The organism is Pelagibacterium limicola (assembly GCF_015694405.1).
In the GTDB taxonomy this organism is placed as follows: Bacteria; Pseudomonadota; Alphaproteobacteria; order Rhizobiales; family Devosiaceae; genus Pelagibacterium; species Pelagibacterium limicola.
The window spans coordinates 94006-108830 of sequence record NZ_JADQDB010000010.1; the positions used below are offsets into that span (position 1 = coordinate 94006).

General features: G+C 61.3%; 14 protein-coding genes. 5 read left to right on the forward strand and 9 right to left on the reverse strand.

Going from position 1 to position 14825, the window contains the following annotated elements; all coding sequences use genetic code 11:
• The first annotated feature begins 12 nt into the window (after nt 1-12).
• Genes I2G20_RS15805 through I2G20_RS15815 form a run of 3 tightly spaced genes read left to right on the forward strand, consistent with a single transcriptional unit; the run spans nt 13 to nt 1983 of the window.
• On the forward strand, nt 13-897 hold the full coding sequence (locus I2G20_RS15805; RefSeq protein WP_246473125.1) for a polyprenyl synthetase family protein: 885 nt from the start codon (nt 13-15) through the stop codon (nt 895-897).
• Between the two features lies 1 nt (nt 898).
• The gene (locus tag I2G20_RS15810; protein WP_196260704.1) at nt 899-1462 is read left to right on the forward strand and encodes a GNAT family N-acetyltransferase; all 564 of its coding nucleotides are present in this window, start codon (nt 899-901) and stop codon (nt 1460-1462) included.
• Nucleotides 1462-1983, forward strand: coding sequence for an MOSC domain-containing protein (locus I2G20_RS15815; RefSeq protein WP_196260705.1), 522 nt, complete (start codon nt 1462-1464; stop codon nt 1981-1983). The genes I2G20_RS15810 and I2G20_RS15815 overlap by 1 nt, the downstream gene beginning before the upstream one ends.
• A gap of 32 nt (nt 1984-2015) precedes the next feature.
• Here I2G20_RS15815 and I2G20_RS15820 read toward each other — a convergent pair whose 3' ends face one another.
• Together I2G20_RS15820 and ispG are read right to left on the reverse strand one after the other, a co-directional pair.
• A complete protein-coding gene (locus tag I2G20_RS15820; protein ID WP_246473126.1) occupies nt 2016-2408 on the reverse strand; it encodes a GNAT family N-acetyltransferase in 393 nt (130 codons plus the stop codon).
• Between the two features lie 92 nt (nt 2409-2500).
• A complete protein-coding gene (ispG, locus tag I2G20_RS15825) occupies nt 2501-3745 on the reverse strand; it encodes a flavodoxin-dependent (E)-4-hydroxy-3-methylbut-2-enyl-diphosphate synthase (protein WP_196260778.1) in 1245 nt (414 codons plus the stop codon).
• A gap of 195 nt (nt 3746-3940) precedes the next feature.
• Here ispG and I2G20_RS15830 point away from each other — a divergent pair, with 195 nt between their 5' ends.
• The gene (locus I2G20_RS15830) at nt 3941-4099 is read left to right on the forward strand and encodes a DUF3309 family protein (protein ID WP_196260706.1); all 159 of its coding nucleotides are present in this window, start codon (nt 3941-3943) and stop codon (nt 4097-4099) included.
• A 57-nt stretch (nt 4100-4156) separates the two neighbouring features.
• On the opposite strand, the gene pyc is transcribed toward I2G20_RS15830, so the two are convergent.
• The 3 genes from pyc to I2G20_RS15845 form a co-directional block, all read right to left on the reverse strand.
• Nucleotides 4157-7597, reverse strand: coding sequence for a pyruvate carboxylase (pyc, locus tag I2G20_RS15835; protein WP_196260707.1), 3441 nt, complete (start codon nt 7595-7597; stop codon nt 4157-4159).
• Nucleotides 7598-7771: 174 nt separating this feature from the next.
• The gene (locus tag I2G20_RS15840; RefSeq protein ID WP_196260708.1) at nt 7772-8194 is read right to left on the reverse strand and encodes a protein tyrosine phosphatase family protein; all 423 of its coding nucleotides are present in this window, start codon (nt 8192-8194) and stop codon (nt 7772-7774) included.
• A gap of 79 nt (nt 8195-8273) precedes the next feature.
• Nucleotides 8274-9335 carry a glycine betaine ABC transporter substrate-binding protein gene (locus tag I2G20_RS15845; RefSeq protein ID WP_196260709.1) on the reverse strand — a complete coding sequence of 354 codons (1062 nt, stop codon included), beginning with the start codon at nt 9333-9335 and terminating at the stop codon, nt 8274-8276.
• 240 nt (nt 9336-9575) lie between these two features.
• Between I2G20_RS15845 and I2G20_RS15850 the strand changes: the two genes are divergently transcribed.
• Nucleotides 9576-10784: an ABC transporter substrate-binding protein gene (locus I2G20_RS15850; RefSeq protein WP_196260710.1), complete on the forward strand. Its 1209-nt coding sequence runs from the start codon at nt 9576-9578 to the stop codon at nt 10782-10784.
• Between the two features lie 181 nt (nt 10785-10965).
• Here I2G20_RS15850 and I2G20_RS15855 read toward each other — a convergent pair whose 3' ends face one another.
• Genes I2G20_RS15855 through I2G20_RS15870 form a run of 4 tightly spaced genes read right to left on the reverse strand, consistent with a single transcriptional unit; the run spans nt 10966 to nt 14744 of the window.
• Complete coding sequence (locus I2G20_RS15855) at nt 10966-12249, reverse strand: branched-chain amino acid ABC transporter permease (protein ID WP_196260711.1); 1284 nt, start codon at nt 12247-12249, stop codon at nt 10966-10968.
• Nucleotides 12246-13250 carry a branched-chain amino acid ABC transporter permease gene (locus I2G20_RS15860; protein WP_196260712.1) on the reverse strand — a complete coding sequence of 335 codons (1005 nt, stop codon included), beginning with the start codon at nt 13248-13250 and terminating at the stop codon, nt 12246-12248. Before I2G20_RS15860 ends, I2G20_RS15855 begins: the two co-directional genes overlap by 4 nt.
• 7 nt (nt 13251-13257) lie before the next feature.
• Entirely contained in the window at nt 13258-13962 is a 705-nt protein-coding gene (locus I2G20_RS15865; RefSeq protein ID WP_196260713.1) for an ABC transporter ATP-binding protein, read from the reverse strand.
• A complete protein-coding gene (locus I2G20_RS15870; RefSeq protein WP_246473127.1) occupies nt 13959-14744 on the reverse strand; it encodes an ABC transporter ATP-binding protein in 786 nt (261 codons plus the stop codon). Before I2G20_RS15870 ends, I2G20_RS15865 begins: the two co-directional genes overlap by 4 nt.
• Nucleotides 14745-14825: the final 81 nt, after the last annotated feature.

Genomic DNA, 14825 nt, shown 5'->3' on the forward strand with positions numbered 1-14825 from the left:
GCAAATCTTGCCATGACGACAGCCGACCTCGACACCCAGATCAAAGCCTGTGCCGCCGATATCGAGGCGTTTCTCGATAACCGGCTCCGATCCGATACGCTCCCTTCGCGCCTGCTCGCCGCCATGCGCCATGGCGCGCTCGATGGCGGCAAGCGCCTGCGCCCCTTTCTCGTGCGCGCCAGCGCCGCGCTCTTCGGCGTACTGCCGGAACAAAGCCTTGCGGCTGGCGGTGCGCTCGAAATGATCCATTGCTATTCGCTGGTCCACGACGATCTGCCCGACATGGACAATGACGAGTTGCGTCGTGGCAAGCCCACCGTCTGGAAGGCCTTCGATCCCGCTCTGGCGATCCTTGCTGGCGATGCGCTGCTGACCGAAGCCTTTGTGCTGTTGTCCGATCCGCAGACCCATCCCGATCCTTCCATCCGCTCCGAACTGATCGCGGCGCTTTCGCTCGGCGCAAGACAGATGGTCGAGGGACAGGTGCTCGACATCGAAGGCGAAACGACGCCCCTCGATGAGGATGGCATCTTCAAGATGCAGGCTTTAAAGACCGGCGCCCTGATCCGCACCGCCGCTGAAATGGGAGCAATTCTGGGTCACGCCGATATCGAACAGCGCGCTGAATTGCTCCGCTACGGCGTCTCCGCCGGCCTCGCCTTCCAGATCGCCGACGACATTCTCGATGTCACCGCGAGTTCTGACGCGCTTGGCAAGACCGCAGGCAAGGACGTTGCCCAGAACAAGTCGACCATCGTGGCCCTGCGCGGTCTCGAAACCGCCCACCAAATTCTCGACCATGCCGTAGCCGGTGGCCTCGATGCGCTTAAAGGTTTCGGCCCCAAGGCAGATACTCTGCGCGCTCTGATCCGTCACTTCGCCGCGCGGGAAAGCTGACATGCTCACCCTCGAACCTCATTTGCCGCCGGTTCCGGTCATCGAAACCCCGCGCGTCGTTCTGCGGGGCCACCGTCCCGAAGATTTCGACGCTTTTCATGGCATATGGTCGGACCCTGAAGTGGTTGCGATGATCACGGGCCGGCCGTCAGCCAAATCCGACAATCAGACGCGCCTGATGCGCCATATCGGCCACTGGTCCGCCTTCGGCTGGGGCTATTGGGCGGTGGAGGACAAGGCGACCGGCCTTTTTGTAGGCGATGTGGGTTTTGGCCAGTTCCGCCGCGATATGAACCCATCGATCGATGGCATACCCGAAATGGGCTGGGTGCTCTCCCCCCCTTTCCAGGGCAAGGGCTATGCCACCGAAGCTGGCCTCGCCGCATTGGAATGGATGGACAAGGCCATGCCCGGCACGAAAACCTGCGCCATTTTCCATCCCGATAACCAGGGCTCCATGCGCGTGGCTGAAAAGCTCGGTTTTTCGTTCTGGACGATGGGGACGTTCAAGGGCGAAGATACGCCGGTTTATGTGCGCGCGGCAGCAGAGGAGCGGGGAAGATAATGCGGCTCCTCTCGGTCAATGTCGGCAAGGCGCAGCCGATCGCAACCAAGTCGGGATCGACCGGCATCTTCAAGGTGCCGCAACCGGGCACTGTCCATATCGGGCCCCTCGGCCTCAAGGGTGATGCGATCGTCGATACCAAACATCACGGCGGCCCCGACCAGGCCGTCTATTTATTCGGCCAACCCGATTACGATTGGTTCGCCCAGTCCGAAAACCGTCCGATGCATCCTGGCCTGTTCGGCGAAAACCTCACGGTGAGCGAACTCGAAAGCGCCACTGTCCGGGTCGGCGACCGGTTCGACATCGAAGGGGTTCTGCTGGAAATCACCTATCCCCGCATCCCCTGCGTCACCCTTGCCGCACGCCTGGGTGATCCGACATTCGTCAAACGCTTCCACGCCGCCAAACGTCCTGGCGTTTATGCGCGTGTGCTGAAGCCAGGTTTTGTCGAGGCCGGGATGACACTCATGTGGGAAAAGGCAGCGTCCGACGCGCCCTTGGCCATCGATTTGATGTGACGTCCGGTTTTCGCCGCTCAAGTGACTTGGTATTAGCGGCCCACCAGCAGCTTGCGCATGGGAAACCCCAAGGCACCGCGCCATTCAATCGGTTCTCCGTCATCGACATACCCGCGTGCACGGTAGAAGGCGCGGGCCGTTTTCGTGCTCGTTAGTTTCGCGCTACCGTGTCCGGCCTCGATAATCGCCGCTTCCAGGCTCTTGAGCAGGCCTGAGCTCACGCCCGTAAATCGTGCTTCAGGCGCCACGTAGTTTAAGGTGATCTCGCCAGCCCTGTTGCCGGCGCCGACGCCAGCTATCGATTCGGCGCGCTCCGCAACCATCACGAAAATATCCGGATGCTCAATCAGCGTCGCAACGAATTCGGGCGTTTTGTTCGCCGACCAACCTGCGATGATATCGGGATCGCTATGATGATCTTCCATGCAAAGCTCGATAATCGAACGCCTCATCACGTCCGCGGAAGCTGCGGCATCGGCCGGATTGGCTGGTCTGAATATGATTTGCGATCTCGCAGTCATTCCGCTGCCGGTCGCGACAGCCCAGCTCCGAATCGCCGCTCGATATAGTCGGCCACCATGCGCTTGAACTGATCGGCCACATCGGCACCCTTGAGGGTCGCCACCTTCTCGCCCTCGATAAACACCGGAGCCGATGGTGCCTCGCCCGTTCCGGGCAGCGAAATGCCGATGTCGGCATGCTTGCTTTCACCTGGTCCATTGACGATGCAGCCCATTACCGCCACCGACATCGCCTCCACGCCTGGATATTTCTCGCGCCATTCGGGCATCGATGACGACAGATGATCCTGGATTTCCTTGGCCAGCGTCTGGAACGTCGTCGAGGTCGTGCGCCCGCATCCCGGGCATGCCGCCACCACTGGCACGAACTGCCTAAAGCCCATCGTCTGGAGGAGTTCCTGCGCCACCTTGACCTCGAGCGTCCTGTCTCCGCCCGGTTCCGGGGTCAGCGAAATGCGGATCGTATCGCCAATGCCCTGCTGGAGGAGAATCCCCATCGCCGCCGAGGAGGCGACGATCCCCTTGGATCCCATCCCCGCCTCGGTGAGCCCCAAGTGCAGGGCATAATTAGAGCGCGCGGCCAACTCCCGATAGACTGCAATGAGCTGCTGGACGTCGGAAACCTTGGTCGAGAGGATAATCCTGTCTCGACCCATCCCGAGCTCTTCAGCTCTTTCTGCAGAATAAATCGCCGAGCGGATGATCGCCTCACGCTGCACATGCGCTGCGCTCCAAGGTTCGGCGCGTCCCGCGTTTTCGTCCATCAGCGCCGTCAGCAATTCCTGGTCGAGCGAACCCCAATTGACCCCGATCCGCACGGGCTTGTCATGTTTGAGGGCAATTTCGATCATCTGGGAGAACTGCTTGTCGCGCTTGTCCTTGAACCCGACATTGCCCGGATTGATCCGGTATTTTGCCAGCGCTTCGGCACAGGCGGGATGATCGGATAAAAGTTTGTGCCCGATATAGTGGAAATCGCCCACGAGCGGCACATCCACGCCAAACACCATCAGCCGGTCGCGGATATGGGGCACGGCGGCGGCGGCTTCGTCGCGGTCAACCGTAACGCGCACGATCTCAGAACCGGCCCGCGCCAGCGCCATCACCTGCCGGACGGTCGCATCGATATCGGCGGTATCGGTATTGGTCATCGATTGAACGACGATGGGCGCACCGCCCCCGACCGTCACCCCGCCGACATTGACGCCAACCGTTGTTTTCCGTTCAGCCGGACCGGCCATCTGCTGTCCCGCGATATTCAATCAGAGTTGCGCCACACATACGCTTCCAACCTTCCGGGCGCAACGTCTCAACCGTGTGACGTCTCGGGAGCCGTCTAGGAAGCCGGATTTACGCCTAAAATTGGGCAAGTTTGGAACAAAAACACCCACCAGCGCTTTACCGCTGACACGATTTGACGTGCGAGGACCTACCCAATGACACTTTCTACTGTTCTTCTCATTATCCTGATCCTGCTCCTTATCGGCGCGCTTCCCACCTGGGGCTATTCCCGAGCCTGGGGATATGGGCCGACCGGCATACTTGGCGCAGTTCTCGTTGTCGTCCTGATCCTGATGCTAATGGGAATGATCTAGCACTCCCATAAAGAGACGGGCAGTCGTCCCCTGCCCGTCCCTCCCCTCTCCCAGGGACTATTCGAGCCTGATGAGCAGGTCCTTGGCGTCGATCTGGTCGCCGGGCCTGACAAGTACCTCGGCGATCACGCCGTCGGTTTCCGCGTGGATGGCGGTTTCCATTTTCATCGCTTCGATCGAGACCAGCACATCACCTGCTTCGATCTTCTGACCGGGTTGAACGGCGAGCGTCGAAATGACCCCCGGCATGGGCGCGCCGACCTGCTTTGCGTCCCCCAGCACCGCCTTTGGGCGCACGACGATTTCGCCCGCCTTGAGGCGGTCGGGAACCGAGACTGTGCGCGGCTGGCCGTTAAGGTCGAAGAATACCTTGACGCGCCCCTTCTCGTCGGTTTCCGACCGCCCGAGATATTGCACCACCATGGTTTTTCCTTTTTCGAGATCGACCATGATCTCATCGGACGGATCGAGCCCGTAGAAATAGACTGGCGTCGGCAATACCTCGGTCGGACCGTAATTGTCCTGTGCCTTCACGAATTCGGTAAAGACCTTTGGATACATTAGGTATGAGGCAAGCCGATAATCGTCGAGTTCGGTCCCTGCCGCGGCCTCGGCCTTCCTGCGTTCTTCCTCGAGATCGGCAGGCTTGAGATAGGCGCCCGGCCTCTCGGTCATCGGCACCTTGCCCTTGAGGACCTTCTTTTGCAGTGCCTGGGGGAAACCACCCGGCGGCTGGCCGAGATCCCCGGCAAAGAAACCGACGACCGAATCGGGGAACGAAATTTCCTTGTCCGGGTTCTCGACATCGGCGCGCGACAGCCCGGACGAAACCATGGCCAGCGCCATGTCGCCCACAACCTTGGAACTCGGGGTCACCTTGACGATGTCGCCGAACATGAGGTTCACGTCGGCATAGGCCTGCGCGACCTCGTGCCAGCGCGTCTCAAGCCCCATCGACCGCGCCTGCTCCTTGAGGTTCGTGAACTGGCCCCCCGGCATTTCGTGAAGATAAACTTCCGAGGCGCCTCCCTTAAGATCGGATTCGAAAGCGCGATATTGGGCACGCACGGCCTCCCAATAGAACGAGATTTCCCGGATCGCCTTGGCATCGAGCCCGGAATCGCGCTCGGTCCCCGCCAGCGCCGCAACCAGCGAGCCGAGCGTCGGCTGGCTCGTCGTGCCCGAAAACGCATCCATCGCCGCATCGACCGCGTCGACGCCGACCTCGCAGGCCGCAAGGACAGTCGCTGCCGACGCGCCGGAGGTATCGTGGGTATGGAAGTGGATGGGCAGTCCGATCTCGACCTTGAGTGTCTGGAACAGCTTTTTCGCCGCCGCCGGCTTCATGAGGCCCGCCATGTCCTTGACGCCCAATACATGCGCACCGGCGGCCTCGAGCTCTTTTGCGAGATTGACGTAATATTTGAGGTCGTACTTGGCCCTGTCGGGGTCGAGCATGTCACCGGTATAGCAGATGACGCCCTCGCAGACCTTGCCTGCCGCGTTGACCGCATCCATCGCGACCCGCATGTTCTCGACCCAGTTGAGACAATCGAACACGCGGAAGATGTCGATCCCGCCTTCCGCGGCCTGGCTGACGAAGAACTGCACGACGTTGTCGGGATAGTTGGTGTAGCCCACCCCGTTCGCCCCGCGCAAAAGCATCTGCGTCAAGATATTGGGCGCTTCCTCCCGGACCTTGCGCAACCGTTCCCAGGGATCCTCGTTGAGGAACCGCATGGCGACGTCGAACGTCGCCCCGCCCCAGCACTCGAGCGAAAAGAGTTCGGGCAGGCCGCGGCTGTAGGCCTTGGCGATCGCCGCTATGTCATAGGTCCGCATCCGCGTGGCCAGAAGGCTCTGATGTCCGTCGCGCATCGTGGTGTCGGTAAAAAGTACCCGAGTCTGCGCCTTCATCCAGTCGGCCAGCCCCTTGGGCCCCTGCCGGTCCAGGATCTGACGGCTCCCCTCGATCATCGAGAGCGGGGGATAGGCCGGGACCACCGGGGCTGCGGCGTGAGCGGGAGGCCTGGGCCGGTCGCGCACCTCTGGATGCCCGTTGACCGTCACGTCCGCGATATAGGTCAGGAGCTTGGTCGCCCGGTCCTTGCGCCTTTCGATATGGAACAGTTCGGGCGTCGTATCGATGAACCGCGTCGTATAGGTGTTGTTGCGGAACGAGGGGTGGGCGATGATGTTTTCAAGGAACGCCAGGTTGGTCGACACCCCGCGAATGCGGAATTCGCGCAGCGCACGATCCATGCGCGCAATCGCCTCCTCGGGTGTCGGCGCCCACGTGGTCACCTTTTCGAGCAGGGGATCGTAATAGCGGGTGATGACCGCCCCCGAGTAGGCCGTCCCGCCGTCTAGCCGCACACCGAACCCGGTCGCCCCGCGATAGGCCGTTATGCGGCCATAATCGGGAATGAAGTTTTCCTCGGGGTCCTCTGTGGTCACGCGGCATTGCAGGGCATGGCCATTGAGCCGGATGTTCTCCTGGGAAGGTACCCCCGATTCCGGCGTCCCGATCACCGCCCCGTCCATTATCCGGATCTGCGCCTTGACGATATCGATGCCCGTAACCTCCTCGGTCACGGTGTGCTCGACCTGGATACGCGGATTGACCTCGATAAAATAGAACTCGTCGCTATCGGCATCCATGAGGAATTCGACGGTCCCCGCGCAGCGATAGCTCGCTGCGTTGCCCAGCTTCAATGCCGCCTCGGTCAGGGCCTTGCGCGTTGCTTCCGAGAGATAAGGCGCCGGCGCGCGCTCGACCACCTTCTGGTTCCGCCGCTGCACCGAGCAGTCCCGTTCGAACAGATGGACCAGATTGCCGTGGTCGTCTCCAAGCAGTTGCACCTCGACGTGTCGCGCCCGCTCGACGAGCTTTTCGAGATACATCTCGTCCTTGCCGAACGCGGCCTTGGCCTCGCGCTTGCCTTCGGAAACTTCGTGGCGAAGTTCCTTGGCCGAATTGATCCGGCGCATGCCGCGCCCGCCGCCGCCCCAGCTCGCCTTGAGCATCAGGGGATAGCCGACCTTTTCGGCCATCTTCTCGACTTCGTTGAGATCGTCGGGCAGGGGCTCGGTGGCCGGCACCACCGGCACCCCGGCCTTGACGGCCATGTTTCGCGCCGCGACCTTGTTGCCAAGGTCGCGCATGGTCTGGGCTTTGGGCCCAATAAAGACGATCCCGGCATCGGCACAGGCTTCGGCGAATTCGGGGCTCTCGGACAACAGCCCGTAGCCGGGATGGATGGCATCGGCCCCCGAAATCCGCGCGACGCGGATATATTCCTCAATCTGGAGATAGGCTTCGACCGGCCCCTTGCCCTGTCCGATCAGATAGGCCTCGTCCGCCTTGAACCTGTGCAGCGCCAGCTTGTCCTCTTCGGCAAATACGGCGACCGTCTTGAGCCCCAGTTCATTGGCCGCACGGAACACCCGAATGGCGATTTCACTGCGGTTGGCGACAAGGATCTTCTTGATCGGCATAAAGGCGGGCCCCTTTTTCCTCGAAAGCCTCGGACGCCGCGATTGTGATCTCCGAAGGGAAACCCGCGTCCATTGGGCTTTGGTCTAAGACGTCGAACGTTCAGGCCGCGACAGACGGCAACCAGAATATTTCATCAGGGAAAACCCTGAAACCACACCCCAAGGTGCGCAGGATCACGATAGCGGTTTATCGAGATGGGCAGCCAGATGGCTGATGTCATACCCGGCATGTGCTGCCGCGGTGATGATTTCCCCCGCGTCGCGCCCGCCCGCCTGGCTAAGGGCCCAGAGCGTGGTCGAACGCGTGCCCGAGCGGCAATAGCAGAACACAGGACCCGAACGGGTCTCGAACACCTGCCGCGTTGCCGCAATCATCTGGGGGGTTACACCCTCACGTCCCATCGGGATTTCGACATAGTCGATTCCCGCAGCTTTGGCGGCAGCGGCGATCTCGGCGCCGGAGGGCTGATCGGGCGCTTCGCCGTCGGGGCGATTATTGACGATGACCGAGAAGCCGGCAGCCTTGATGGTTGCGACGTCCTCGGGCTGGATTTGCCCCGCGACGCTCACCTCGTCGTTGATCTTCCTGATCTCCAAGACCCCACACTCCCACCCCGGTTTCGGTACCGCCCTTATGCCACCGCCCTACCCGCTAGGCAACAGACGTGCTGCCCCTCTATCGGGCCTGCCGGCTCGCCCCGGTCTCGGCGTCCATTCCCGTCCAGTGGCGCCAGATCTGAGGCCGGGTGAGGATGAAATGGGTTGCGACCTCCTCCGGGCTGGCCTCGTGCTCGGTCTGCCAGGCGAGCAAACGGTTCATCTCCTCGAGCGGCATCTGCGCGCGACCGAAATAGGCCGCAATTTCGGGCGCGTTGACGAAAACCCATTCAGCCAACGCGATCACCACCGTATCGGGTGCATAACGAGAGGCCCCGAAAGGCATGCAATCGGCGATCGCCATGCATTGCGCGTTCCCCAGGTCGAAATCCCCCATGTCGAGCGCCACGAGATCGAGCCGGGAAATAAGCCCGTTGGGCTGCCAGTAATAGGTCAGCACCGGCTCGCGCTGGGCCACCTTGTCGGCAATCGTCCTGTCGAGCGTGAACCGGTCGAACGGCTCGACGGCATTGAACCGGTCGGAAAGCCCGTAAGCTGCAATCATCTTGGCAGTGAGGAGATTGCAGGCCCAATCTGCTGGACAGGAAACGATCTGCGCCCGGTGCGCGCTGTTCGGCGCGAAAACGCGCCAGTAATCGCCCAACTGGCTCGCGGCAGTCAGCCCGGGATGATTTTCGAGCACGTAACGGGGAACGAACCAGGCTTCCAGCGCCCCGCCCGAAAACGTGTCTCCGGCCGCACGCAGGGCTTGTGCCCTGAGCGCCCCATTCCAGATATCGGCATGACGCGACGCCCAGATTTCGGGGGCGACTGCGGGTTGGCGCGTAGTGGTCATCGAGGAGATGGTGGCTTCCGGATCGCCCGGAACGGTCCTTACCGAGCACCCGAAGCGCGCGGCGATGACCCGCGCGTGAATGTGGGCAAGTATGGCCGCCGAGGGCCAGCCCATTTCGGCTATCGTAAAATCGTCCGAGGCACAGGGCTTGTCGGGCACCGCTGCCCTGGGGCCCGTCGTACTGCCGAACGGGCGCGTCTCGAGCACCTGCACCTGACCCGCAGCGGCAAGCGGGAAGAAAGCAAGCGCGCACCCCACCAGAAATGGCACAATTGAGCGAGACATGGACTTCCGGGTGAACATGGATTTCAACATTCCGGCAAACTGGCAAAACCCGCACCGTTAAGCAACTGACGGAACGGACAAATCGCGCACGAAATCTGATGACTCGACGGGCGAGAATATGCAATTGTTTCGACCGCAGGGGTGTCAGCGAGTGGCCCCCGGTCCTGCCCTGGGACACGTTCAGAACGGCCGGCCATCGGCGCGATCGTGCCTTGGGGTAAAGAACATTGAGGGATATTCATGCACCAGTTCAAAAAAGCTTTGACCCTTGCGGTCGCAACCAGCGTGCTCGGCGCCGCCGTTCCTGCACTTGCACAGGACGCAAAAATCGGACTTCTGATGGACCTGACCGGGCCGATCGAGAGCCTTGCGCCCCCGATCCTTGCCGGTGCGGAACTGGCTATCGCCCACGTCAACGAGCAGGGCGGCATTCTCGGCGGCCAGACGCTCGGCACCGCAATCGGCGATTCAGCCTGTGACGCAACCACCTCGAGCGGCTCTGCCGACCGTCTCGTCAATACCGAGCAGGTCACCGCCATCGTTGGCGCCCTGTGCTCGGGCGCGACCATCGGCGGCGCCAACGCAGCAGCCATACCGGGCAATGTCGTGATGATTTCCCCGGCTTCGACCGCCGGCGCGCTCACCACGCTCGACGACAACGACCTCGTGTTCCGCACGACGCCCTCGGACGCCTTCCAGGGCGTTTCGCTCGCCGAACTGCTGATCGAAAAGGGCATCAACGAAGTCGCCGTCACCTATGTGAACAACGACTATGGCTCCGGCCTCGCCAGCGACTTCACCGGCCGTTACGAAGAGCTCGGTGGCACGGTTGCGATCAGCCTTGCCCATGAGGAAGGCCGCGCAGACTATCGCGCCGATCTCGGCTCGCTCGCTGCGTCCGGTGCGATGGACCTCCTGATCATTGCCTATGCCTCGGGTTCGGGTCAGACGATCCTTCGCCAGGCTGTCGAGAGCGGCGATTTCACGTCTTTCATCGGTGCCGACGGCATGGTGGGCGACGAGCTTTTCACCGGCATCGATACCGCTGCGGTCGAAGGTATGTTCGCTACGCGCGCCGGCACTTACGAAGGCGACGCGATTGGTGTCTTTGCCGAGCTGGCCGAGGCCGCCGGCGTCGCACCCGACGCGGTCTATGCCGCCCAGGCTTACGACGCGGCGTTCCTGCTGGCCCTCGCGATTGAAAAGAACGGCTCGGCTTCCCGCGACGGCATCTCCGCCGCTCTGCGCGACGTCGCTTCCGAACCCGGTGAAGTGATCCTTCCGGGCGAATGGTCCAAGGCTCTTGAAATTCTCGCCGCCGGCGGGGACATCAACTACGAAGGCGCCTCGGGCTCGCACGAATTCGACGAGAACGGCGACGTTGCCGGTATCATTCTCGAATACGTAGTGCGCAACGGCTCGTGGGTTGAGGTTGGCTCCGTCCAATAAGCGGAACAGCGATAAATCAAGAGGCCCGGATCTTGCGATCCGGGCCTTTTTGTTCCCGCACCTCGGGGACGCTGCTATCCTGAACTGTTGCGCAGGGTGCCCGATATATCGAATAACAGGCCAAGCGCATTTTTAACTGAACGAACTGAACGAAAATCGTTCAGTTCGTTCAGTTATACTTTTAATCGTGCCGCCGCACGAATTCTGGCAGCAGACCCTTAGGTGCAAACCGCAATGCAACGGTGATCACCAGGCCGAGGACGAACACCCGCATCTGCACTGAGCGGGACGAAATATCGGGAATGGCGCCCCATCCCATGTCGGACGAGAAGTTGGAAAGCGTCTGGAACAGTGCCTGGGCCAAGGGTTCGGACAACATCCAAACGATATAGATGAGCAGTCCCCCAAGCAATGCGCCGAAATTATTGCCAGCACCCCCAACGATCAGCATAACCCAGATGACGAAGGTATGATGGATCGGCTGGTAGCTAGAGGGATCGTATATCCCGACGAACGAGACGAGAATCGCCCCGCCGATCCCCATTAACGCGGAGCCGAACACGAAGAGTTCAAGCTGGCGCCGCGTCACGTCCTTACCCATCGATCCAGCAGCGACATGGTTGTCGCGGATAGCACGCATCATGCGGCCCCACGGGCCGTTATAGGCCCGATGGATAAGGAACAGAGCGACCACGACGACTCCCACAACGACGAGGAGAAACCCGAGGCGGGCATAGATGAAGCTCGATGCCGGGTCATACCCCCAGCTCTGAAAGGTCTGCGGATTGGGCACGGGCCAAGGAATGGGCGAAACCGTCAGCGTGCCGCGCGTCAGCCATTCGACGTTCTTGATCACCGCACGCAGGATTTCGGCGATGCCGATGGTGGCGATGGCGAGGTAATCGGTCCGCAGCCCAAGGCTCACCTTGCCGACGAAAAATCCGATACCGGCGGCAAGCAGCCCGCCGAACGCCCAGCCGAGCAGTACCGGCAGCCCCAACCCGCCGACCCAGCCGGACTGGCTGATGATATAGCTGGCGGCCGGATCCATCTGCGAGCGGAAGAGGATATAGGCGACAAACCACGCCAGGACGATCACCATCCCGCGCCACTTCCCCGTGATACCCACACGCTGGACGTTGTGTGCAAGAATGATCATGGCCGCACCGGCCACGGCGGCGAGCAGGGTCAGCCCCAACATCGCCGGCCCGTTCGAAACCCAGAATGCCTCGTTCACCGGATAGGAGATGAAGGTGACGCCAAACCCGCCAAGCATCAGCATCCCAAGGATGCCGAAATTAAACAGCCCGCCAAACCCCCATTGGATGTTGAGCCCCATCGCGATCAGCGCGAAGGCGAAGGCTTCGACCATCAGGCGCACCGTGAACGGCGACCCCATGAACAGCCCCACACCGACTATGAGAAGGAACAGCCCCGAGAAAAGGCCGACATAGCGCATCGTCATGTCGAGGCTCCCTTGAAGATACCCGTGGGCCTGACAAGCAGTACGACGACAAGGATGATGAAGGCGACGGTGAGCTTATATTCGGACTGCACCAAAGCAAGCGATCCGGGAATTTCGAACCAATCGGGAAGGGCCGCGCGGAAGGGCCTCAAAAGCACGGCCCAGTTGAAAACCGCAAGCGTTTCCGCAAAGCCGAGCAGGAAGCCGCCGGCGATCGCGCCATAAGCATGCCCAAGCCCTCCGACGATGGCCGCCGCAAAGATTGGCAGGAGAATATTGAAGGCGAGGTCGGGTTTGAGCGAAACGTCGAGCGCCAGCATGGCTCCGGCCATGCACGCAAGGGCTCCGGCGATAACCCACGTCACGCGCACGACGAGCCGCGTGTTGATCCCCGATACGCGGGCCAGGTCGGCATTGTCGGCCATCGCCCGCATCCCCTTGCCCAACCGCGAGCGGGTGAGGAAATAATGGAGCGCGATGACGGCAATGGCTGTCAGGACGACGAGCAACAACTGCGGCTCGGTGAACGAGATCGGCCGCGTTACCCCCTCGAAAGGCAGATCGATGCGGATCAGCTTCTTGGGCTCGCCATCAAAAAATGAACGCGTCGAGGATCCAAAGAACAGCCGGATCAACCCCTGGATCATCATGGTGACCCCGATCGAGGCGATCAGAAGCGTTACCGGTTTGGCGCCACGGGCGCGCAGGGGTGCATAGAACCCCTTGTCGATGCCAAGCGCCAGCACCGCCGCGATACCCATAGCCAAGGGCAGGACGACAAATCCGGTCGGCAGCGGAAAGGCGATGCCAAACCCGGCGACAATCGCGGCAAGGATAAAGGTGATGAACCCGCCGAGCGTCATCATGTCGCCATGTGCAAAATGGGCAAAGCGCAGGATGCCGAAGATCAAGGTGATGCCGACGGCCCCAAGCGCATAGATCGAACCGAGCACGACCCCGCCGATTACCACCTGGTTGAAAAAGAAAACAAGCTCGTTCATCCGGCGGTCAACCCCCAAGGAAACTTTTGGCCACGTCGGGATCGTCGAGCAATTCGCGGCCCGTACCGGTAAACCGGTTCTGCCCCGACGCGAGGACGAACCCCTTGGACGCGAAGGCAAGCGCCTGGCGCGCATTCTGCTCGACCATCAATATGCCGACGCCGGCTTTGTTGATTTTGACGACCTGCTCGAAGATTTCCATCATGTAGCGCGGGGAAAGTCCGGCCGAAGGCTCATCGAGCATGAGCAATCTCGGCTTGCTCATCAGCGCCCGGCCCATCGCCACCATCTGGCGCTGACCGCCCGAAAGCTCACCTGCGTTCTGGCGCCGCTTGGCCTTCAGATCGGGAAACATCTCATAGACCATCTCGAGGCTGTCGCTGAGATCGTCGCGCCGCGTGAACGCGCCCATCTCGAAATTCTCGTGCACGGTCATCGATGTAAAGACGTTATGCTCCTGGGGAACGAAGGAAAGGCCCAGCGGGACCAGCCGGTCCGCTTCCCAATTGGTGATCTCCTGCCCGTCGAAGGAGACGGTTCCTTCGCTCACCTTCAAAAGCCCAAATATGGCCTTGAGTGTCGTGGATTTTCCCGCCCCGTTCGGTCCAACGATCACCCCGATGTCGGAGGCATCGATGGCAATGTCGACACCGTTGAGAATGGGCGCCCCACCATAACCGGCCTGAACGTTCCTGAGCTCGACGAGACTCATTGGACGGCCTCCACCGGTGCGCCGAAATAGGCCTCGACGATCTGCGGATTGCGGCGCAACTCCTCCATCGTACCCTTGGCGATGACTTCGCCCTGCGCCATCACGATCACCGGGTCGCACAGCCGCGCGATAAGATCCATGTCGTGCTCGATAACAAAGAAGGTATAGCCGAGCTCGCGGTTCATGCGCTCGATATTGGCCGCCAGATCGTTGAGAAGCGTCTTGTTGACGCCTGCTGCCACCTCGTCGAGCAGCACCACCTTGGCATCCACCATCATGGTGCGGCCGAGCTCGAGGAGCTTTTTCTGCCCCCCGGAGAGGTTGCCGGCAAACTCGTTCTTGACGTGGCCGAGATTGAGAAAATCGATAACCTCCAGGGCCTTCTGCCGAAGCTCGGACTCGCGCCGCGCCGCAAGTCCGGGCCTGAACCAGAGATTGGAGAGATATTCTCCCGGCTGATCGCCGGGCACCATCATAAGGTTTTCGAGCGCCGTCAGCTGCGAGAATTCATGGGCAATCTGGAACGTCCTCAACATGCCCAGCCTGAATAGCTGGTGCGGCTTGAGCCCGGTAATGTCCCGTCCGTCAAAGACAATCCGGCCGTCCGAGGGGACGATATTACCCGCCACCATGTTGAAGAGCGTCGTCTTGCCCGCCCCGTTCGGCCCGATAAGCCCGGTGATCGATCCCCGCGCGACCTCCAGCGAGCAGCCGTTGACCGCCAAAAGCCCGCCAAAACGCTTTGAGACGTTGCGGACCTCGATAATAGCATCAGATATCAATGCCGACCTTGCCCTTGTGATGGTTTGTGCACTTTCGGGACGTGCTGCCCAAATTGGCGGCATCTGCACACAAGCTGGCCG